This window comes from Helicobacter sp. CaF467b (genome assembly GCF_022664765.1).
Lineage (GTDB): Bacteria > Campylobacterota > Campylobacteria > Campylobacterales > Helicobacteraceae > Helicobacter_D > Helicobacter_D colisuis.
Genome location: NZ_JALAIY010000001.1, coordinates 1,268,679 through 1,290,700, shown reverse-complemented (window position 1 = coordinate 1,290,700; position 22,022 = coordinate 1,268,679). Strand labels below are relative to the sequence as shown.

21 protein-coding genes are annotated in these 22,022 nt (G+C 34.4%); 5 read left to right on the top strand and 16 right to left on the bottom strand.

Annotated elements, in window-relative coordinates; translation table 11 throughout:
- Positions 1-759 (top strand): hypothetical protein (locus MKD52_RS06555; protein WP_242099684.1); only part of this gene is annotated, 759 nt, incomplete at its 5' end.
- A 388-nt stretch (positions 760-1,147) separates the two neighbouring features.
- Here the strand turns inward: MKD52_RS06555 and MKD52_RS06550 are convergent.
- Entirely contained in the window at positions 1,148-3,526 is a 2,379-nt protein-coding gene (locus MKD52_RS06550; RefSeq protein ID WP_242099683.1) for a hypothetical protein, read from the bottom strand.
- 4 nt (positions 3,527-3,530) lie between these two features.
- Positions 3,531-4,823, bottom strand: coding sequence for a serine--tRNA ligase (gene serS, locus MKD52_RS06545; RefSeq protein WP_242099682.1), 1,293 nt, complete (start codon positions 4,821-4,823; stop codon positions 3,531-3,533).
- A gap of 164 nt (positions 4,824-4,987) precedes the next feature.
- Here serS and MKD52_RS06540 point away from each other — a divergent pair, with 164 nt between their 5' ends.
- Positions 4,988-5,206, top strand: coding sequence for a hypothetical protein (locus tag MKD52_RS06540; RefSeq protein ID WP_242099681.1), 219 nt, complete (start codon positions 4,988-4,990; stop codon positions 5,204-5,206).
- On the opposite strand, the gene MKD52_RS06535 is transcribed toward MKD52_RS06540, so the two are convergent.
- From MKD52_RS06535 to MKD52_RS06470, 14 genes are all read right to left on the bottom strand, one after another.
- Positions 5,203-6,543 carry an MATE family efflux transporter gene (locus tag MKD52_RS06535; RefSeq protein ID WP_242099680.1) on the bottom strand — a complete coding sequence of 447 codons (1,341 nt, stop codon included), beginning with the start codon at positions 6,541-6,543 and terminating at the stop codon, positions 5,203-5,205. The genes MKD52_RS06540 and MKD52_RS06535 overlap by 4 nt on opposite strands.
- Complete coding sequence (locus tag MKD52_RS06530; protein ID WP_242099679.1) at positions 6,536-7,096, bottom strand: methyltransferase domain-containing protein; 561 nt, start codon at positions 7,094-7,096, stop codon at positions 6,536-6,538. The genes MKD52_RS06535 and MKD52_RS06530 overlap by 8 nt, the downstream gene beginning before the upstream one ends.
- On the bottom strand, positions 7,089-7,970 hold the full coding sequence (locus MKD52_RS06525) for a carbon-nitrogen hydrolase (protein ID WP_112057697.1): 882 nt from the start codon (positions 7,968-7,970) through the stop codon (positions 7,089-7,091). Before MKD52_RS06525 ends, MKD52_RS06530 begins: the two co-directional genes overlap by 8 nt.
- Positions 7,970-8,131 (bottom strand): hypothetical protein, encoded by a 162-nt coding sequence (locus MKD52_RS06520; protein WP_181566554.1) that lies wholly within the window; start codon positions 8,129-8,131, stop codon positions 7,970-7,972. Before MKD52_RS06520 ends, MKD52_RS06525 begins: the two co-directional genes overlap by 1 nt.
- Positions 8,119-8,811 carry a ThiF family adenylyltransferase gene (locus MKD52_RS06515; RefSeq protein WP_242099678.1) on the bottom strand — a complete coding sequence of 231 codons (693 nt, stop codon included), beginning with the start codon at positions 8,809-8,811 and terminating at the stop codon, positions 8,119-8,121. The genes MKD52_RS06520 and MKD52_RS06515 overlap by 13 nt, the downstream gene beginning before the upstream one ends.
- Positions 8,808-9,590 carry a 5'/3'-nucleotidase SurE gene (gene surE / locus MKD52_RS06510; RefSeq protein WP_242099677.1) on the bottom strand — a complete coding sequence of 261 codons (783 nt, stop codon included), beginning with the start codon at positions 9,588-9,590 and terminating at the stop codon, positions 8,808-8,810. The genes MKD52_RS06515 and surE overlap by 4 nt, the downstream gene beginning before the upstream one ends.
- Positions 9,591-9,600: 10 nt before the next feature.
- Positions 9,601-10,467, bottom strand: coding sequence for a polyprenyl synthetase family protein (locus MKD52_RS06505; protein WP_112057700.1), 867 nt, complete (start codon positions 10,465-10,467; stop codon positions 9,601-9,603).
- On the bottom strand, positions 10,439-11,524 hold the full coding sequence (locus tag MKD52_RS06500) for a PDZ domain-containing protein (protein ID WP_112057701.1): 1,086 nt from the start codon (positions 11,522-11,524) through the stop codon (positions 10,439-10,441). The genes MKD52_RS06505 and MKD52_RS06500 overlap by 29 nt, the downstream gene beginning before the upstream one ends.
- A 3-nt stretch (positions 11,525-11,527) precedes the next feature.
- A complete protein-coding gene (locus tag MKD52_RS06495; RefSeq protein WP_112057702.1) occupies positions 11,528-11,836 on the bottom strand; it encodes a YbaB/EbfC family nucleoid-associated protein in 309 nt (102 codons plus the stop codon).
- The gene (gene panD, locus MKD52_RS06490) at positions 11,829-12,197 is read right to left on the bottom strand and encodes an aspartate 1-decarboxylase (protein ID WP_112057703.1); all 369 of its coding nucleotides are present in this window, start codon (positions 12,195-12,197) and stop codon (positions 11,829-11,831) included. Before panD ends, MKD52_RS06495 begins: the two co-directional genes overlap by 8 nt.
- A gap of 101 nt (positions 12,198-12,298) precedes the next feature.
- A complete protein-coding gene (locus MKD52_RS06485) occupies positions 12,299-13,441 on the bottom strand; it encodes a glycosyltransferase (RefSeq protein ID WP_242099676.1) in 1,143 nt (380 codons plus the stop codon).
- A complete protein-coding gene (locus MKD52_RS06480) occupies positions 13,432-14,550 on the bottom strand; it encodes a glycosyltransferase (protein ID WP_242099675.1) in 1,119 nt (372 codons plus the stop codon). The genes MKD52_RS06485 and MKD52_RS06480 overlap by 10 nt, the downstream gene beginning before the upstream one ends.
- Positions 14,547-15,476, bottom strand: coding sequence for a glycosyltransferase family 2 protein (locus MKD52_RS06475; RefSeq protein ID WP_242099674.1), 930 nt, complete (start codon positions 15,474-15,476; stop codon positions 14,547-14,549). Before MKD52_RS06475 ends, MKD52_RS06480 begins: the two co-directional genes overlap by 4 nt.
- A 27-nt stretch (positions 15,477-15,503) precedes the next feature.
- Positions 15,504-17,210, bottom strand: coding sequence for an ABC transporter ATP-binding protein (locus MKD52_RS06470; RefSeq protein ID WP_242099673.1), 1,707 nt, complete (start codon positions 17,208-17,210; stop codon positions 15,504-15,506).
- 165 nt (positions 17,211-17,375) lie between these two features.
- Between MKD52_RS06470 and tviB the strand changes: the two genes are divergently transcribed.
- The 3 genes from tviB to MKD52_RS06455 all read left to right on the top strand — a co-directional run bounded on the left by tviB (position 17,376) and on the right by MKD52_RS06455 (position 22,018).
- Positions 17,376-18,629, top strand: a complete 1,254-nt coding sequence (gene tviB / locus MKD52_RS06465) for a Vi polysaccharide biosynthesis UDP-N-acetylglucosamine C-6 dehydrogenase TviB (RefSeq protein WP_242099672.1) — start codon at positions 17,376-17,378, stop codon at positions 18,627-18,629.
- A gap of 127 nt (positions 18,630-18,756) precedes the next feature.
- Complete coding sequence (gene gatB, locus MKD52_RS06460) at positions 18,757-20,184, top strand: Asp-tRNA(Asn)/Glu-tRNA(Gln) amidotransferase subunit GatB (RefSeq protein WP_115570563.1); 1,428 nt, start codon at positions 18,757-18,759, stop codon at positions 20,182-20,184.
- Between the two features lie 103 nt (positions 20,185-20,287).
- Positions 20,288-22,018: a M3 family oligoendopeptidase gene (locus tag MKD52_RS06455; protein ID WP_242099671.1), complete on the top strand. Its 1,731-nt coding sequence runs from the start codon at positions 20,288-20,290 to the stop codon at positions 22,016-22,018.
- The last annotated feature ends 4 nt before the right edge of the window (positions 22,019-22,022 follow it).

Genomic DNA, 22,022 nt, shown 5'->3' with positions numbered 1-22,022 from the left:
GCTAAAAGCGCGAAATATCTAAAAGACAATCCACAATACAAAGAGCTAGTAGCACAAGAGCTAAGCAATACACTAACAAAAGGTTGGGGGAGTGCTAAAGCAAAATACCCCCTTTTAGAAGCCTTAGAACCAAGATATATTATCAAAAATGAAAAAGGCAGGATTCTCCAAAGCAAAGCAATATTAAAAGAACTTTTTGTTAAGGAGGATAGGATCTTAGAAGAGAGGTTAAATTCTTTTGCAGAATCATTGCCAAAAGCTTTAAGCAAACAAGAGTTTTTAAACCAAAAGAACAGAGGATATAACAATATCAATACACCCATAGGCGGAATCACTATCAATTTAGAACACGCTTGGGAGCATATGAATAAGAAAAATACTTACAAGAAAGATAGGAGTATGTATAGCGGAGCATTCCTTGATACTCTTACCGACCCGCTTTTTATCGTTAAGCAAGAATATGTCCCTAATCCAAAGTTGTCTGCGAATGCTAGGGAAATGCAAAATAGCAAACTAGTGCAGAATAAAGACAATCAAAGTATAGCACAAGATTCTTATGTCTTTTTTAAGCCCTACCAATTGCAAGAAAAATATACCTATATGGTGGGATATGCCCTTGATACTAATGGCGAAATTATCAACACAACTTTTATCCCTATGAATAAAAGGGATTTTGGCAGAATTAAGAAAATGTTAAATTCTAATGTGCTGTATTTTAAAGAAAGAAAAAACGATTTTCAATATTTTAATGAGAAGTAAAGAGACTATTTAAAAAGAATTTGCTATTTTCAATGGAGAACATAGGATAAGGAGCGTGTTTTTAATGGATAAAAACCAAATGGAACTGAAAGCAATAAGTAATAACAAAGCACGGCAATAAAAGAGTTTTTTTAAAAGGGTTAAAAATTTTGAGTTATCCACCCGCTAAAGCATGTGGGGCTTCTGGACTAAATAGCTTTAAAACTTGTTTAACAAAAGTCCTTCTTTAGTATTGATTACACAAATATTTTTGTTTTTAAATTGATTTTTTAATATATAAACCTTATATTCATTGTTGTTGAAAAGAAAGGTAAAAGTTAGCTAAAGAATAGTTTAAATAATTTGCTATACTTTTTTCTATAATAAAAGGTAAAAAGTAGAGCAGGGTTTAATTAGAAGTTTTTACTTTGTTTTGTAGTTTTTTTACATCAATTTTAAAATCAAAAAACTCTGATACTACACCAGAATTTACCAAGGCAGTAAATTGTGAAGCAGCTGCATTATAGTTATTTTCTTGTAAATATAAAAGTCCATTAGCAATTCTAGTTTCAAAGTTTGTAGGTGCTTCTAGTTTAGAGAGTTGTAGAAGAGTGGCGGCGTTTTGGGTATGTCCTGCACCAATTGCGGCAACAGCAGCTAAAAACAATGTTTGTGTGTCTTGTTCTTTAAAGTCATCAATAAGGCTGTTATAAAGTGTGAAAGATTTTTCAAACTCTTGGAGATAAATATAGCTCAAAGCGAGTGCTTGAATGATTCCACGCACATCTTTTTGCTCGGTAATGAGGCGATTGTCTAAATCTTGCTCTACATAATGCAAAGTCCCAATAATATAAGCAATTTCAATATACATTTCTCTAACAACAGCCGCCCCATAATAAATAGGATCTTTGTTGATAGTAGAATCTTGGTAGTAACCTTGAAGCTTTAGAGCAAGGCTTTTTGGGTCATCTTTATAATTGATTGCTAAAAGATTAAGTAGGTTACTTAGGGGGTCATTGGGAAGAAGTGTTTTTAATCCATTAGCAGATTCTATGAGTAAATTCTGATCTTGAAGAGCTATATTTTGGACAAAATTAAGAGCATAATAAATAGCAACATTACTTTTTTTGTTGTCTAGCGATTCAAGGGGTTTTGGTGTCCCATCACGCGCAAAGTTTAGAAGTGTTTGAAAAAATTCTCTTTCTTGTGGTGTGGTTTCTAGGTTTGCGAATTCTTGAGAGACTTCATTATCTAAGCGTGTGGAATCTCGATGGGTGAGTTGAGAAGTAATAAGTGCAAAAATACCGGCTAATAAATCTTTTGGATTAAGGTGAAAGGCGCGTATGAAGTGCTGATAAGAGTGATCAAAATCTCCCATTTGCGCGTAATTAAGCCCTAAGTTGTAATGTAAGATAGAGTGATTGGGATAGTTTTTGGTAGCGCTAATAAGTAGAGCATTGGCTCTTCTAATATCGCCTTGTAATGTTTCTAAGATTGCATTGGCAATATTGCGATTAACTTTGGAGATTGTTTGTCCGCGCAGTAATATTTCTTTGGCTTCTTGGAGATTCTCTATGTGGATATTGATTCCGCCTTTTTGGATAATACTGAAAGCTTCTTGTGCATCAAAAACCTTGTAAGGAGCAAAATAAAAGAGAATCTTATAGGAGTTTAGCTTAAAACCACTGAAGTTATTCCAAAATCGTTTTTGGGCTGTGTTGATATTAAAAAAATCTTGTTTTAAAGTAACTTTAATGGGGTAGGGATTATGCTTGATGGCTTCTTTATTGTTGGCATATTTGCTTAATATTCGTGAAACTTGTGTGTAATCATGCAATTGGAGTTTGACAAGAAGTAGTGCCATTTCTCTTTGGAGAGAGATTCCAAAAGTGTCAATAGTTTGTTGGATTAAAGTGTTGGCTTGTTTGTATTCTCCAATTCTCGCATAAAGAAGTGCTAGATTAAACCAATGATTGGGATTTTCCGAATCTTTATTAAGGACTTCTAGGGCTTTGCGATTATTATTAAAATAAGCATATAGCGATGATAGTAAGAGATTATTTTGTTCTTGGTAGTAAGGTGAACTTGGGTGTGTGAGAGGAGAGAAAGCTTCAAAATAATTTCCTTGATAATAGTGTGTGAGAGCATAAAGATAAGAATAAAGGGGGAGATTCCCAGCATAAGGAAGGTAGGTTTCTGCAAGATTGAGATAATATTGAAATTTAAGTGGTTGATTGAGATATAATGCGCAAACAGCAGCATTAAGGGAGCTAATTACACGATCCTCCCCTAAATCAATGGCTTTTTGAAAAGATTCCATTGCATTAGCATAGGATTTTTCTTCCATTTGTGCAACTCCTAGATTGTAACTAGAGAGTCCTTCAGAATAGTTTGAGATTTTACCATAGAGATCAAGCGCCTCTTGTTTGTTTCCACTTGAATAAAGAAAGTTAGCCTTTTTAAGCAACGCATCGAGATTTTCAGCATCAGGGATAATGTCTCCACCTTTTTGGATTGAGAGTTGTGGTGGCAGTATTTGTGTGGTTTTTTGGGGTTTTTTGGTTTCTTGAGTAAGAAATTGCCCGATGATAAAAATAAGAGCAACCATAAAAATTCCAAGTAATAAAGCAAGAGAAATAGTGGTTTTTTTATGTTTTCTAAAGAATTCTTGCAGCTTATCCCACTTGGTTTGTGGTTTTGGTTTTTCTTCTTTGGTTAGAATGTCTTGGAGAATATCTAAGCCATCATCAAGATGAATAACCTGTTTGCTATCTTCTTGATCAATCATTAGATTACCTTAGATAAGGTTGTAAAACATTTGGAATATCAATGCTTCCATCTTCATTTTGGTAGTTTTCCATAATTGCAACTAAAGTTCTGCCTACAGCAAGGCTTGATCCATTTAAAGTATGGACAAGAATATTTTTTTTATTAGAATCTTTATAGCGAATTTTTGCGCGTCTTGCTTGGAAATCGCGTGTGTTAGAAATGGAACTAATCTCGCGATAGCAATTTTGTCCAGGTAGCCACACTTCAATGTCAATGGTATTACTAGCGCTAAAGCCTAAATCTCCGCTACAGAGTTGGATTAAGCGGTGAGGTAGTCCTAATGAAGTCAGTAAATCTGAAGCACAAGAAACCATTCTTTCTTGCATCATATCGCTATCTTGTGGGGCGGTGATAGCTACAAGCTCAACTTTATCAAATTGATGCTGACGAATAATACCTCTTGTATCGCGACCTGCACTCCCAGCTTCTTTTCTGAAGCAAGGCGTGTAGGCAGTCATCATTAAGGGCAAATCTTCTTCTTTAAGAATTTCATTATTGTAAAGATTGGTTAGTGTAACTTCTGCAGTGGGTATTAAATAAAGCTCGTGCCCCTTTTTGGCTTCTTTGTTGTCTAATTCTTCCTCTTCAAAATCTGAAATTTTAAAAAGATCATTTTCAAATTTTGGCAATTGCCCTGTTGCAAAGAGAATTTGAGAATTCACAATAACAGGAGTTCCCACTTCACTAAAACCTCTTTGGGTGTTAAAGTCAAGCATATAATTAATAAGCGCCCTCTCTAATTTTGCTGCCATTCCCATAAAGACACTAAAACGACTTTTAGCGAGTTTTACTCCGCGCTCAAAATCAATCCATCCATTTTGCTCAGCAAGTTCCCAATGTTCTTTTGGCGTAAAAGAAAATTCTTTTGGCGTAAGAATCTTTTTAATCTCAATGTTGTCTTTTTCATCTTTACCAATGGGGGTTTTAGAATCAGGAATATTGGGGATAATATGAGAAAATTCTTGTAATTTTTCTTCCCAGCCTTGTATTTCTTGAGTATAGAGTGCGATTTCTGCTTTGAGCAAATCACATTCTTTTTTAAGTGGTTGAATATCCTTTCCTTCTTGTTTGTATTGTGCAAAGAGTTTGGTTTTGCTATTTTGTTTGGCTTGGAGCTCTTCAAGCGCGATCTTTTTTTGCTTGTAATTAAGGTGAGTTTGTCTTAAAGTTTCTAAAAAAACTTCATCAATATTGCGTTTAGCAAGTTGTGCTACAACTTTTTCGAAATCATTCACTAAGAGTTTTAAATCAATCATAAATTCTAGCCTTAAAAATAATTATCTGTGTCCATTTTATCCTATAGCTTGTTAAAACATAATAAATTCTCAGATTGATTTTAATTTTTAGCAAAAAATGGTGGTATAATTTTAAAAATTATTCGCCACTACAAGTAAATTACAATATTTCAAGGAAAATTTATATGAATAGTATTAGTGGATTTGGTTTGATTTTGATGTTGATAGTGGCAGTTTCGTTTCTGATTGTTGTTGCGACTATCATCTCTGTGGTAAGAAGTGGTGATAAGCTAACTTCCTTTGAGAAAAAAATTTTAGTTTTTGTTGCAGTGGCGTTGTGTCTGCTGGTAGTGGGGCTTTACATTACTTCAAATCTATCTTTATTTTTGGCTTTAATTGGCTAGACTTTATTTTTTCTCCAAGTGCCTTTTTGGAATATTTTCCAATATATAAATGCGCGCAAAAATGTCTCTAAGCAAATGCAAAGATAAATATAAGAAATAGGGTAGTGAAACTTAGCAATCAAATAGCAAGGGATGACTCTTAATCCCCAAATCATTAAAGTGTTGATGATTAATGTAATTTTAGTAATTCCTGCCCCTCTTAATGCACCATCTAAGATACAAATAAAAGCAAATGCGACTTGTGAAATACCAATGGGAATTAAATATTTTGCACTTGCTTCAATGGTTTGAGTATCATTGGTAAAAAAACTTGCAAGAAAGGGAGCAAAAAATGTCATAATTAAGCCAATTATCCCCATAAAAAGGCTTCCAAGAAAAAGTGTATTTAAGGTGCTGTATTTGGCTTCTAGAGGTTTGTGTGCTCCAAGGTTTTGTCCCATTAATGCCATAGCAGCAATCATAAATCCAAATCCGGGCATAAAGGCAAAGCCCTCGATTCTTGTGGCGATTTGATAACCTGCTAAATCAAAAGTACCATAAAGTGCTACGAATTTAGCCATTAAGATCATAGACAAAAGCGTAAAAAGTCGCTCACAACCTGATGGAATTCCAACAACAAAAGCGCGTCTAATATAATCAAAATTAATTTTTCCTCTTAGGGAAATTGGGCTTTTTTTGTAACATAGCAGATATAAAAAGAGAGCTAAGGTTTCAATAAAATTGATAATCAAAGTGGCAATAGCAGCCCCAATTACTCCAAATTCTGGGATAATTAAAAAGCCAAAAATAAAAATATATTTTAAGATAGGATTGATAAGCGTGATAAAAATTTTAATAAAAAAGGGTATTTTTGTCGCTCCAGCAGCAGAAAATGAAGAAATGCTTACTTGTTTAATTAAAAGCAAGGGAATGGTAAAAAGTGTCAAACCCAAATAAGAACTGCCAATTTCTTTGGCTTCATTAGAAATTCCAATCCAGCTAAAAAAATAGTCATAGCATAAAAATGCTAATAAGCACAAGGGAATGGAGAAACAAAAAGCCGCAAAGGTAAGACTTAAAACTACTTCATTGGCGCTTTCTCTTTGGTTTGCACCAAGGAATCTTGAAACTAAGGCGCTATTGCCAACAAAAATAATTGTTGTAAAAGCAAAAGCTAACATCATATAATTAAGACTAACTCCCACAGCCACAATGGCGTTAGCGCCAAAAACTCCGATAAACATTAAATCAATAGAGAGATTAATAATATCCAAAAGAGAATTTAGTCCAGAGGGGATAGCAATGTTTAGAATCTTTTTGCTGCGTTGTTTGGAGTAAAAATGTAAAAAATTAGGCACGCGCAACAAGCCTAGCGACTAAAGCTAAAGTGTGAGAATCTCGATTTCTGGAAATAAGCTTTTCTTCATAAAAAAGAATTTCTAAGTCTAAAAATGCCCTTAAAAGCTCATTTTTTCTTAAAAGATGGGAAGAATCTGAAGCAAAAGCATTGTGAGATTCGTTGTCGCTTCTTGCAAAAGTTTCAAAAATCAAAATACCATTTTTTTTAAGCCCCTCAAGGATAGAAGGAAACAATCTGCGCTCCAAAAAAAAACTATTGCAAATAAGATCGTAATGATTTTTGGGGATACTAAAGGTGTCTAAATCCACGCAAATAGGATTAATATTGACTTCATCTTTAAGGCTTGAAATGGCATAGGTAGAAATATCAATACTATCCACCACAAAACCATTATCGCGCATAAATCTTGAATTTCTCCCCATTCCACAAGCAATGTCTAATGCTCTACCTTTTTGTGCTTGAGTAATGTATTGAGAAAGAAGTTCTAATGGCGAGTTTGGGATAGGATTGTTTTGGTGGCGCAAATCCCACTTTTCTTTGTCGCTAATCATCAAAACGCTTTAAAATATTTTGATAAGAATCAATGCGTCTATCTCTCAAAAATGGCCAGATTCTGCGCACTTCTTCACTTCGTTTTTTATCCCATTCAAAATACAAAATTTCTTCACCCTCTACACTTCCAAGTGTTAAAAGCTCTCCTTGTGCGCCAAAGGCAAAACTAGATCCCCAAAAGCGTATGCCCTCTAAAACTCCACTTTTATCTTTTTCAAATCCCACGCGATTAATGGCAACTACTGGAATCCCATTGGCTACTGCATGACCTCTTTGAATGGCTATCCAAGCTTCCCTTTGGCGATCTTTTTCTTCTTTAAAATCAGAATCAAACCAACCAATTGCAGTTGGATAAATTAAGATTTCTGCTCCCTTTAAAGTCATACTTCTTGCAGCTTCTGGATACCATTGGTCCCAACAAATCAAGATTCCAAGCTTTCCAAGGCTCGTAGAGATAGGCGTAAATCCTAAATCTCCGGGAGTAAAATAAAATTTTTCATAAAATCCTGGATCATCTGGAATATGCATTTTTCGGTATTTTCCTGCAATTTCTCCATTAGTTTCAAAAACTACAGCAGTGTTGTGATAAAGTCCGCTTGTGCGCCGTTCAAAAAGTGAAGTTACAAGCACAATTTTATGGTTTTTAGCAATTTCACTAAAGTATTCGCAATCTTCTTCAAAACTCAACGCATAATCAAAAAAATCCACATTTTCACTTTGGCAAAAATATTCCGTTGTATGTAATTCTTGCAATAAAACAAGATTTGCACCATTCTTTGCTGCTTCTTTGATCATTTTTGCAGTGGTTTGCAGGGTGGCTGTTTTTGTGCCTTTAAAGGCTTGTTGAATGAGAGCAACTTTGATATTTTGCATTAATAATCCTCATCATTTTCATAATCGCTATCGCTATTATCGTAATCATCTTCATCATAATTGTATTTATCACTATCTTCATATCTAGAATCATATCCATCGTATTCTTCTTCTTCAAAATCTTCACATTCATCTTCATAGCTTTTTGCTAAGATTTGCATAATGTCTCCTTTTTTAAAATAATTGAAATGGCTTCACTTGCAAGACGTAATCCAAAGCTTCCTGTAACACCACTAAAGCTTCCTAATTCCTTGCAGTGAGGGGGTTCTGGGCTAAAAATCGCTTGAAAATTTCCCTTGAAACCTTGCTTTTTTAGTCCCTCGCGAAATTTTCTAGCAAATTTATCCCCATAGGTTTTCCAAATACTAGCGCTTTGAATCTGTGAGGGATCAAGTTTCTTAGCACTTCCTGTAGAAGAAAGAAGTAGGGGCATATTTGGATTTTTGGGGTGATTGGCAATTGTGAGAGCTAGAGCGATTTTTGCATCAATATCATCAATTGCATCAATGACAATATCAAAAGGAGTAAAATCAAAATTTTGAAGAAATTCTTGAGTGATTTTAGTTTCTATGGCTTCTATGCCTTGATATTTTTGTGCTAGGATTTTTACCTTTTTTTCTCCCACACCCTCAAAAGAGCCAATTTGTCTATTTTGATTGGTTTCATCAAAGTTATCATAATCTATAATGCAGATTCTGCCAATTCCTGTGCGATAAAGACAATCAAGAGCGAATCCTCCAACGCCACCCACCCCAAGAAGTAAAACACTGGAATTTTGGAGTTTTGCAAAACCATCTTCTTTAAAAAGTAAAAGAGTGCGAGTAAAGCGCTTATTTGTCATTGCATAATCCAATTTTGTAGGGGTTGCATACTTTTTTTAGCAGTAAAATCAAGGGTGATAGGCGTGATAGAGACATAATCATTCATCACAGCGTTAAAATCTGAAGATTCTTGCTGATTGCGCTCTTTCCAATTTAGCGGATGAAGTCCTAGCCAATAGTATTCTTCTCCACGAGGATTCCTATGTAAATGTGCATCATTCCCATAAAGTCTAATTCCAAGCTCTGTGATTTTCACTCCTTTGCATTGATCTTTTGGAATCTGTGGAATATTGACATTTAAAAACTCTCTTTTTTGAAGAGGGAAGCCATTTTCTAAGATTTTTTTTGCAAGGTTGTAAATAGTTTCTTTAGCAAGAGAAAAATCAAATCCAAAGTAATTTTTATCTTGTAAGACTTGCGAAATAGCTATAGAGGGAATATCGTGTAAAACTCCCTCCATAGCAGCACTAGCAGTGCCTGAATAGCTAACATCTTCACCCATATTAGAGCCTATGTTGATTCCACTTACAATTAAATCTGGTTTAAATCCTTCTTCATAAAGTGCGTGAAGTGAGAGATAAATACAATCAGTTGGCGTTCCATCATCAAGTTTATAAAAATCATCATCAAGTTTTATAAATCTTAGGGGACGCGTTAGTGTCATTCCATGCCCACACGCAGATTTTTCACTCGCAGGAGCAACAATCATAACATGTCCTAGCGGAGATAAGGCTTCTTTAAGTGCTAGTAATCCTGGGGATTGGTAGCCATCATCATTAGTAATCAATATTCTTTTCATAGATTCCTCATTAAAATGTAAAATATTCTTCCAAAAGGATTCTTAAGGCTTGATTGGTTTTAGGATTTAGAGATTGGAGTTGCATTTGCAAAGATTCTTGAAGCTTTTTAGCTTCTATTTTGGCAGTTTCTAATCCCAAAAGATTGACATAGCTATTCTTTTCTGAATCATTTTGTGTTGTTTTTCCTGCTTCTTGCGAACTTTGTGTTGCATCAATAATATCATCACGGATTTGAAAAAATAGCCCCAAATCTAAGCCGATTTTATAAAGTTTTTGGCAGAATTTTTTATCACATTTGGCTATGATTCCACCCATTTTTAAAGCAGCAGCAATAAGTTTGGCAGTTTTGTTTAAATGAATGATGCGCAACTTCTCTAAAGGCAGAGTTTGTTTTTCAAAATAGCAATCTAAGGCTTGTCCCAAAACCATACCATAGATTCCGCCATTATAGCTTAGAATCTCAGTGAGCTTGTTTTTAATTTTTGGCTTTAAAGAAGATTTGGCAATGCAATAAAAACTATGAGTATTGAGTGCATCACCAACTAGGATTGCTCCACACTCATCGTATTTGTGGTGCAAGGTTGGCACACCCCTTCTTAAAGTGGCATTGTCCATTGCAGGTAAATCATCATGAATTAGCGAATAAGTGTGCAAGATTTCTAAAGCAAGTGCAGGAGCAAAGGCTTTGGAAGTAAATTTTGATTTATTAGCATAAACAACACTTAAGAGTAATTTAGGGCGGAATCGTTTCCCACCACTTAGCACCATTTCCCAAAGCGCTTTTTCATAATAAGGGTGAAAGCTAGGGACTTTAGGGGGTTGCGAGATGAGGTAAGATTCAAATTCGCTAAAAAGAGAATGAAGTTTCTCTGTCATTCTTTGCCTTTTGTGTATTAACTTCTATAAAAAATTGAAAATCATTGCGAGAGATAAGCCATTTTTGTCTGTCATTAACATAACTTCCTAAAAAATGGATAATAGAATCATAATCTTGTGGGACATCTTTTTGATTGATTCTTAAAACTTTATCGCCAACTTGTAACTTTTCAAAACCATTTTTAGCACTAGGTAAAATTTGCGTGATTGTAAAGTCATTAGAAATCTTTATGCCTACTCTTCCAAAAAAATCTTCTTTTAAAAGCATACCACCACGTCGCTTATCCACTTTTACAGAGAGATTTTGCACTATACCATTGCGCTCTATTCTAACAGGAATTACAGAATCTTCTTTTAAATCTAAAACCACACGATTAAAGTGACTAACATTTGGGATAGCTTCTCCATTAATCATCATAATAATATCGCCATACTCAAAGGGATTGTTATCAAAAAATGGATCAATGAGATTGACTTCAACTCTATCTTTTGAATTTTGAAACACCCTAATGCCAATATCACCATAATAAATGGGATTGTTAATAAAGCGATCAAGATATTTTTTTTCTAAAAATTGATTTTTGCCAATACCAATTCCATAGTTTTGATCACAAATGGTATTAATAAGGCTATTTTGAAAAGTTGGGACATTTAAAGTGGCAAAATCAACAGGGCTTTGCATTCTTGTCATAATCTTTCCACTTACACTATGAGTAGGCGTGATACTAGCAATCTCATCTTCTAGCATTTCGCTATTAATTTCTTTTAAGGAAATGGGGTTTAGATTGGTTTTTGACTCTAGGAGATAAAATCCTAAGAAAGGATCGTGTTTGAGGATTTTGTAGTCTTTTGGGGTGGTATTTGGAGAATAAAAAAATAATACACTTTTTGCAGGGAGTTTAGCATTTTTTTTCAAAGGCTTGATGGCGATTCCATAGCTTTGATCTATTTTTTCCATAGAATGCACGGCTTTAATTTGACAAGTGCTAAAATCATAAGCGACAAGCTTGATGCTTAAGCCAAGACTAAAGAGTAAAAGCAAGAGTTTTTGTTTCATTAATTAACCTTTAAAAGGAAAATTTCCAAGGTTTCCAAGCATTCCCATTGCCATTTTTTTCTTATTTCCTTCTACACTTTTGCAGACATCATTAATCGCACTCATCAATAAAATTTGAAGCGATTCTTTATCTTCTAATAATGAATCATCAATACTAATATCTATAATTTCTCCCTCACCATTAGCACTCACACTTACTAATCCTCCACCACTTTTGGCACTAAAGGTGAGATTTTTATTTTCTTCTTGCGCGTTTTTGAAATTTTCCTGTAAATTTTCTAGAGTTTTTGCTAAGTCTTCTGGATTAAACATTTTTTAATTCCTTTTTGATTTGAATGATTTGATTATTTTCATCTACCAAAACTACTTTAGGTTCATAGTTTTCTAGCTCTTCTTTGGAGAATTGAGCATAAGCCATAATGATGATTTTATCTCCAATTTGCACTTTTCTAGCAGCAGCACCATTAAGGCAAATATCACCACTTTTACCTTCAATAACATAAGTAGAAAATCTCTCGCCATTATTGATATTAACAATATCAACCTTTTGACCCTCTAAAAGCCCAGCAGACTCCATAAGTTTGGTATCAATCGTAATGGAGCCAACATAATTAAGATTAGCATCACTCACTCTTGCGCGATGAATCTTACTATAAAGCATTGTAAAATTCAAAACTTATCCCTTGTTTTTGACTTCAAAAATTCTTGATATTTTAGCACATTTTAGAAATGTTTGTAGTTATTTGTAGTCATTTATGACTTTTAATATTTTTTTTATTCTAATTCTAACCATTTTTTGTAGAGTGGTAATTGGTGTGTGATGCTAAAGGTTTTGGCTTGAGATAAAAGATTTTCTTTTTTGAAGAAATCAGGATTTTCTAAAGCCCAATGAATAGCTTCTATCATAATTTCTTTATTGTTAAGAGGAGTAGTGATGCCACATTTACCAAGTTTAAAGTTTTGCATTTCTTGGGTGCTTTGTAAAATCATCTGAGGCGCACAATCAGTCGTGATAATAGGAATCCCTAGAGCTAATGATTCCACTAAAACATTGGGGAATCCCTCATGATTTGAGCCAAAAAGAAAAAAGTCTGCACAACTAAGTGGCGCATAAGGGTTAGTAGTCGCCCCTAAAAGCGCAATATGATTTGTGAGTTTAAGGGCATTGATTTGCTTTTGCAAGGATTCTCTTAGCACACCCTCTCCAAGAATAAATAAGAAGATATTTTTCTCTTTGAGTGCAGCTAGTGTGTTAATTAGCAAGGCGTGATTCTTGCCCTCATCAAGTCTGCCAATGCTAACAAAAATTTTTTTCCCCTCTAGTTTTTTGGCTAGAATTTTTTCTTTGAGTGGAGTATTTTCTTGACTTAGATTCTGGATTTTTTCAAGATCAAAGCAGTTTGGGAGTAGGGTTGTTTTGGATTTTGGGACTTGAAAATTTGAGATTAAATCTTGCAAGTTTTGTGGAGAGTTAGCTGAAATTTTATCTGCCCTTTTATAGAGGGCTTGGATAAGAAAGCGATTGATTTTGGATTGTAAATTTCCATAACCATATTGTTTGCTAGGATAACTGCGTTCTGAAATGAATATTTTTGGCTTTTTGGTAAAAAAGGAAGCAAGAATATTGATATAATTTGGGCGCGTCATGAGCGAAAAAGAATGCGTGCAATTGCGGATAATTTTAGAATATTTATAAGCTAAAATAGGTATTTTGATAAGTTTTTTTAGTCCGCTCTCATAAGTGGAATTTTTGCCTAAAATAACTTTGGTTACATTGCTAGGAATCTTATAGTGGCAAATATCTTCTAGTAAGACAAGTGTGATTGGATATTCTTTGCTTAGAGATTCTAAAAGCAGTGAGGTGATTCTCTCTGCGCCACCTGGACCAAGTGAGTAAATAAGGATAACTAAAGACATTGTTTTAGTTCTTTGAGAGTGGATTCGACCATTTTTTGAGCAGAAAAGTTTCGCAAAATATGATCTCTTGCTTGTTTTTTTAGGGTTTGCAAAGAATCTTTTGGAAGTGCTAGGATAGAATCTAATCCTTGACAAAAAGATTCTAAGTCTTTTTTAGGGAAGCAATAAGGGTAGTTTTGCTTAAAATTAGCAATTATTCTGCTTTCTCCAGCATCGCTAACAAGTGGAATGCATTCACACGCCATAGCTTCAGCAATAGAGTTTGAAAAACTCTCTGTATAAGAGGTTGAAAGAATGCAGTCAAAAAGAGAATAAAACATTGGCGTGTCTTTTTGGATACCCAAGAACAAAAATCGCTTTTTAAATTCCCCTAAAATTATCTCACACTCTTTTAGAATCTCTTCATTAATTTTTCCAATGGCAATAAAAAAAACTTTTTGATTCTTAGCTAGAATTTCTTTAGCACCTTTTGCAAGTAGTGGATAATCTTTGACCTTATCCATTCGTGCAGCTATTCCAAAGACAAAAGAATCTTTGGGGATTTTTAGGGAGCTTTTAAGGGCGTTAGATTGCTTGGGGTAAAACTTAGTTGTATCAATGCCATTGTAAATAATTTTGGCTTTTTCCATGTTGTATTTGGCATTTTTATAAAAGCTAATGGCATCACTTGAATTGCAAATAATAGCTGCTGCTTTGGAGCTTAAGAATCTTTGTAAGTAAAAATAAATTTTAGAGAATAATGAAAGTCTTGCTATGTCAATTCCACTAGAGCGGAATCCCCAAATAACAGGAATTTTTAAAAAGCTACTAGCCAAAAGGCTAAAAAGATTAGAATCGGGCATAAAAGCATAAATGCAATCAGGTTGAAACTCTTTTATAAGTTTGCGATAGCGCCATAAAAATAGAAAATCTCCCTTGCCTTTTTTGTGAAGACCAAAATGTGGAATCTCATTAATTTCATCTGCTAATTCACCTCCGCTATAAAAAGTGCAAAGAAGCAAATTCACTTCTTGCTTTTTGGCTAATCCGCGTGCTAGTAGCACCCATTGTCTCTCAGCCCCGCCAACAAAAAGAGAGCGAATTACAAGCAGAATCTTTATTTTTTTCATTTTTCGATTCTTTGGCGGACATTAAAGCGTGGTATAAATGATTTGGGCAAGAATAAATAAACTAGTGCTTTGAGTGCTTTGAGATTAGGATAGATAAGAAGGCTTTGTAGAATCTTTTTAAAAGCGTGTTTATTATCTCCACCTTGCCGATAAAGCAATGCGGCTGTTGCACAGAGTTCAGCTAGGTATTTGGGGCATAATTCTTTGCGTTCTTTATAGAATAATAAAATGTCTTGCTCATAATTTTTAACCATCTCAAGGGGTTTGTATTTCATATTGTGCGTAAGTGATTCAGCATGTATTCGATAGAATTTTAAAGGACGATGGAGATAAAAACAGGGGCTCTGTTTGTGCATTCTAAGCCATAAAAGCCCAACATTTCCGCGTTTAAGATTTTCGCTAAAGCGCCTTGTTCCAAGCAGCTTTCTCTCAAAAAGTGTAATAAATTCTCCCTTTAAGTTGCCACATAAAACTTCTTTAAAAGACACTTCGCGTGTTTCATTTATGCCTTTGCCAGAGAGAAATCCATCATCGCTTCTTGTGCAGTTTGCAAGAATGATTCCATAATGTTTATTAAATTGCAAATAAACTTCCACCATTTGGGAAATTGCCTCTTTAAAAAGTAAGTCATCATCATCTAAAAGTAGCACTAAATCTCCGTTTGCATAATCTAAGCCATTGTTGCGATTCCCAGCTGATCCTTTAGAATGAGCATTTTGAACAACTTTAATATTAGGATGATCTTGGGCGTATTCACAGGCAAAGGCAAAGGTGTTATCACTAGAACCATCATCACTGATAATGATTTCCAAATTTGGATAATCTTGCTCTAAGATACTTTCAATCGCTTCTGTAAAAAAATATTCTCGGTTAAAGGTTGTTAGAATGACACTTACCTTTGGAAGATCTATATTTTTAGAAGTCATTTGTATCCTTGTCTTTAAAATCGTATCTTATAAATCGGCATAAGAAATCTTTTTTGGAATCCCTTTTTTAATCTGATAAATAGTATCACATTTTTGAATAGTGCTTAGGCGGTGTGCGATGATGAGTAGAGTTTTATTTTGTGAGATTTGATAGATTTCTTCCATAATTTTTTGTTCAGTTGTATTATCTAGAGCGCTTGTTGCTTCATCTAAAACAAGTATCTCAGGATCCCCATACAATGCTCTTGCAATGGCGATTCTTTGTTTTTGTCCGCCACTAAGTGCGATTCCGCTATCTCCTACTTGAGTATAGATTCCCTCTTTGGTCGCTAAAAAATCATAAATATTGGCTAATTTTAAACAATTTATCATTTTTTCTTCATTAAATTCCCTGCCAAAGGCGACATTGTCTGCGACATTGCCATCAAAAAGATAAACATTTTGTGGAATGTATCCTATCTTACTTCTCCAGCTTTTGAGATTTTTATCACAAAGTCTAGTTTGGTCAATGTAAATTTCTCCGCTATTTGGCTCCAAAAGGCTAATAATGAGATCTACTAATGTGCTTTTGCCACTACCTGATTCTCCTATAAATGCAGTTTTAGAGCCTTTTTTGAGAGTGAGATTTACATTTTCTAACACCTTTTTGTCTTGTGTGTAGCCAAAACAAATATTTCTAAGTTCAATTTTTTTGCAGAACTTAATTCTTTCATCACCTAGTTTTTTGGTTTGCATTTGAATGTCTTGATAGATGATCTCTAAAGAGCGGTAGTTAAAAAGGATTTTATTATAGGAATCTAAAATTCGATTAATGGAAGGCAAAAGTCGATAGAGAGCAAGGACATACATTGATAATAAAGGGAGATGAGATGACATATTTTTGCCATCGGTAATAAAGAGATACAAAACAACAGCAATCATCATACAAAAACCAATGGCTTCAAGCAAAAGACGCGGAATATGAAAAAAGGTTTGATTTTTGATATTAGCCAGTGAATAGCCCCAAGAACTTTGGGTGAAATGATCTAAAATGGTTTGATTATTGCTTTGAAGTTTGATAATTTTGTAGTTTCCAAAACTGCTTGCAAGGCATTCAAAAAAGCTTTTTTGATAGAATTCTTTTTGTTTGCCTTGTTTTTTGATTTTTTGTGAGACAAATTTACTCATTAAAAATCCAAAGAATCCGAGCATAATGGTAAGCCCTAGCGTGATTTTGAAATTCACAAACAAGAGTGTTCCATAAATCAAGAGCACCACAAACACTTCTGAAGTCATAAATAAAATGGCTGCAAGCAAAATAGTAAAATTATGGGCTTCAGTGGTGATTGTTTTTGTGAGATAGCTTGTGTTTTTGGTTAAAAAATCTTGGTAATTCATACCCAAATAATTTACAAATAAACGCCCTACAATAAGATGATAACGCCCAAAAGTAAAACGAGCCAAAAGATGCTGATAGATGAGGTTTGCAATGCTTCTAAAGCAATAAAATATCAAAAGTGAAATTCCAAAAAAGACAACAAAGTGATAAGCAGAATCAAATTTAAGAAGATGATAAAAATAAGCAAAATAAGGCTTATTTTCTATTAATGATAAATCGCTTGCTATAGAAATAAAAGGAGCAATGGCGGAGATTCCTATTAACTCTATTAATGAGACAATAAGTGAAACAAAAAGTAAAAAATAAATATAGATTCTATCTTCTTGAGAGAGAATTAAATCAAGCTTAGCAAACATATTTACCTTTTTATGTTTAAAAATTTTTGAAATTATAAAACAAACTTGGTGTGAAGTTTTTTAATTTGCGTAGTTTTCTTAAAAAAATTATATTTTTTAGAGTTTATTTAACGCAAAATAAAGTAAAATTTTATAAGTCTTAAATTTTAAAATAAGGAATAAATCATGAAAACTTTAGCTGTAATTGGACTTGGTTATGTTGGATTGCCCCTAGCTGTAGAGTTTGGAAAGAAATACAAAGTAATTGGATTTGATATTCACCAAAAGCGCATCGATGAATTAAAAGAGGGTTATGATAGGACTTTAGAAGTTGAAAAAGAAGAATTACAAAGTGCTAAGGGATTGAGTTATACAACTAATTTAGAAGATTTAAGGGAAGCACAAATTTACATTGTTACAGTTCCCACACCTATTGATCATTACAATAAGCCTGATTTAACGCCACTTCTTAAGGCTTCTAGCAGTGTGGGTAAGGTGCTAAAAAAAGATGATATTGTGATTTATGAAAGCACTGTTTATCCGGGTTGCACCGAGGAAGATTGTGTGCCAATTTTGGAGCGTGAGAGTGGATTAAAATTTAATGTGGATTTCTTTTGTGGATACTCTCCAGAGCGGATTAATCCAGGTGATAAAGAGCATCGATTGCCTAACATTAAGAAAGTTACAAGTGGCTCTACACCACAAATTGCCCAAGAAGTTAATACGCTTTATGCTAGTATTATTGCAGCAGGCACTCACAAGGCTTCAAGTATTAAAGTAGCTGAAGCAGCTAAAGTTATTGAAAATTCCCAAAGGGATATTAATATTGCTTTTGTCAATGAACTTTCTTTGATTTTTGATAAAATGGGAATTGATACTCTTGATGTATTGGAAGCTGCAGGGACAAAGTGGAATTTCTTGCCATTTCGCCCAGGGCTTGTGGGGGGGCATTGTATTGGGGTGGATCCTTATTATCTTACACACAAGGCAGAATCATTAGGCTATCATTCTCAAGTGATTCTAGCGGGGCGACATATTAATGATAATATGGGTGTTGTAGTAGCAAATAAAGTGATTAAATTGATGATTAAACAAGCGCATCAAATCGTGGGTAGCAAAGTGGCGATTTTAGGGATTACTTTTAAGGAAAATTGTCCTGATATTCGTAATTCTCGCGTAGTAGATATTATTAAGGAATTAAAAGATTTTGACTGTTGTGTTGAAGTGTTTGATCCTTGGGCTGATTTAGTAGAAGTAGAGCATGAGTATGGATTGACATTAAAAGAAATTAAAGACTTTAAAATGCAAGATTATGCTGCTGTTATTGTGGCAGTGGCACATAATGAATTTAAAGAGCTTGATTTTAGCAATAAAGGTAAGACAATCATTTATGATTTAAAAGGAATCTTGCCAAAAGAACAAGTAAGTGGGAGATTGTAATAGAATATTAGCATTAGGACTTTTAAGATTTCTTATGAGTTTTATGAAATAAAGCATTAAGAAATAAAGAATATTCATTTTTTTAAGCAAAAGATTGATAGAATCCTAGTAAAAAATAAGGATTTTGATGAGCGCGTATGAGACCATCATCGGACTAGAAGTGCATGTCCAACTTAACACCAAAACTAAAATCTTTTGTTCGTGTGCCACGAGCTTTGGCGCAGAACCAAATACCAATGTCTGTCCTACTTGCTTGGGACTTCCAGGTGCATTGCCAGTGCTAAATAAAGAAGTGGTAAAAAAAGCTATTGCTTTTGGCACCGCTATTAATGCACAGATTAATCAAAACTCTGTATTTGCGCGCAAAAATTATTTTTATCCCGATTTACCAAAAGCTTATCAAATTAGTCAATTTGAAATTCCCATTGTAGGGCGTGGAAATATAGAAATAGAAGTCAATGGTGAGAAAAAAATCATCGGCGTTACACGCGCACATATGGAAGAAGATGCCGGAAAAAATATCCACGAACACGATTACTCCAAAGTCGATCTAAACCGCGCTTGCACACCGCTTTTAGAGATTGTGAGTGAGCCAGATATGCGTAGCAGTGATGAAGCAATTGCATATCTAAAAAAACTCCACTCTATCGTGCGATTTTTGGATATTTCTGATGCAAATATGCAAGAAGGAAGCTTTCGCTGTGATGCCAATGTTTCTATCCGCCCAAAAGGAGATTCTAAACTCTATACGCGCGTAGAAATTAAAAATCTTAATTCGTTTAAATTTATCCAAAAAGCTATCGAATACGAAGTGGAGCGACAGATTGAAGCGTGGGAAGATGGCAAGTATCAAAGCGAAGTAGTGCAAGAAACGCGTCTATTTGATACTACAAAAGGCATAACGCGATCTATGCGTGGCAAAGAGGAGGCTGCGGATTATCGCTATTTCCCTGATCCAGATTTATTGCCTGTATATATTGATGAAGAGTTAATGAAAGAGGGGAGAGAGATTCCAGAAATGCCTGATGAAAAAAGAGAGCGTTATGTGCGAGAATTTGGCATTAAACCCTATGATGCAGGGGTGCTTACCTCTAGCTTAGAGCTAACACAATATTTTGAATCTATGCTTGGGTTTGGCGCAAGTGCCAAAGGTTCTCTCACTTGGCTTACCACAGAGCTTTTAGGGCGTCTAAAAGGTGAGAATACTTTGCAAACTTGTGGGGTAGATTCACGCACGCTTGCGACTTTGGTGTGTCGCATTGATGAATCTAAAATTAGTGGCAAAAGTGGCAAAGAAATTTTAGATGTCTTGGTAGAGCAAAAAGGCGGTGATGTAGATAGCCTTATAGATTCTATGGGATTAGCACAAGTCAATGACGATGGTGCAATCCTAGCTACCATAGATTCTGTGCTATCTGCCAATACCGATAAAGTCGCGGAATACAAAAGTGGCAAAGATAAACTCTTTGGATTTTTTGTCGGTCAAGTGATGAAAAATAGCAAGGGAGCAAATCCTGCTAGAGTAAATGAGCTTTTAAAAGAAAAATTACAATAGATTTGACTTTTTGACATAAGCGATTTAAAAAAGCTTATAACAAGGTATTAGGATAGGTTAAAGGGCGGTCTTATAAAATAATAAAATACTTTGAGGAGAGTTTATGTGTCATTCACAAGATTTGTGGAATCTTACTCCGCTTTTTTCTAACAAAGAAACATTGGAAGAATCGTTGCGTAATGAAATTAATCGTGCAGCAAAGTTTGAAGAACAATATAAGGGTCAATTAGCCACGCTTGATCACCACTTCTTTTATCAAGCTATCAAAGAGTATGAAAAGATTTTTGAAAATCTATCAAGGGTAATGACTTATGCATTTTTGTGTTTTGCGGCTAACACTAAAGAAGGTGCATTTTTAGCCAAATGCGAAATGGAAGTTAATAAAGCACAAGATAAATTATTGTTTTTTGATTTAGAATTTAACGCACTAGAAGAAAACAAAAAAAAGGATTTTATTTGCAATGCAAAAGAATATAGCTATTATTTGGAACTTTTAGCTAAAAACGCAAAACATCAACTCACTTTGCCTGAAGAAAAAATATTGTTAAAAACACAACCTGTGGGTGTAGATAGCTTTAAGCGCCTTTTTGATGAGCATTTAAGCCACTTGAAATTTGAATTCCAAGGCAAACAATTAAGCGAAGAAGAGATTCTAAGCTTTCTTTATGATAAAAATCAAGCAACAAGAAAAGAGGCTGCAAAATCTCTTAGCGTAACTTTGAGAGAAAATTTGGAGCTTTTGGCTTATATTTACAATGTGGTGCGTAAAGATTTGAGAATCACAGCAGAATTAAGAGGCTATAAATCGCTAGAAGAATCACGCCACAATGATAATCAAATTACCCAAAAAAGTGTGGATAGTATGGTTAAGAGCATTAATGATTCAGTAGGGATTGTAGAGGAATACTACACTCTAAAAACAAAGCTTTTGGGATTAGAGAAATTATATGATTATGATCGCTATGCGCCACTTTTATGTAGTGAAGATTCAGAATTCACTTATGAAGAATCTAAAAAAATCGTTTTAGAAACCTTTAGAGAGTTTTCACCGCGGTTTTATGAGATTGCTAAAAAGGCTTTTGATGAGGGGTGGATTGATTCGCATCCAAGAGAAAATAAAAGAGGAGGCGCTTTTAGCCATAGTGCAGTGCCAAGTGTCCATCCTTATTTGATGCTAAATCACACCAATAAAAGACGAGATGCTTTCACAATGGCTCATGAATTAGGACACACAATTCATCAATATCTCTCTTATGGGGTGGGTTATTTGAATGCAGATACTCCCTTGACAACAGCAGAAACTGCCTCTGTCTTTGCTGAAATGCTTTTATTTGACAAAATGAAAGAGATTTTATCTAAAGAAGAAAAAATCGCACTTTATGCAGGGAAGTTAGAGGATATTTTTGCAACACTCTTTAGACAAAATGTTTTTACTAATTTTGAAAGAAGGGTGCATCAAGAAGAATCGGAGTTAAGCGCAGATGAGTTTAGCCAAATATGGCAAGAAGAGAATCAAAAAATGTTTGGCAAGAGCGTGATTTTGACTGAGGATTATCGTTTGTGGTGGTCGTATATTCCGCATTTTATTCATACTCCTTTTTATTGCTATGCGTATAGCTATGGGCAACTTTTGGTTATGGCACTTTTTGGTGTTTATAAAAAAGAGGGAAAAAGCTTTATAGAGAAATATGAGAAGTTTTTGAGCTTAGGCGGTAGCAAATCGCCAAAGGAATTGGTAGGTATTTTTGGCTTGGATATTGAAGATGATGATTTTTGGAAAATAGGGATCAAAGAAGTAGAATCATTGCTAAAGGGATTAAAAGAGATTTTATAAAGGG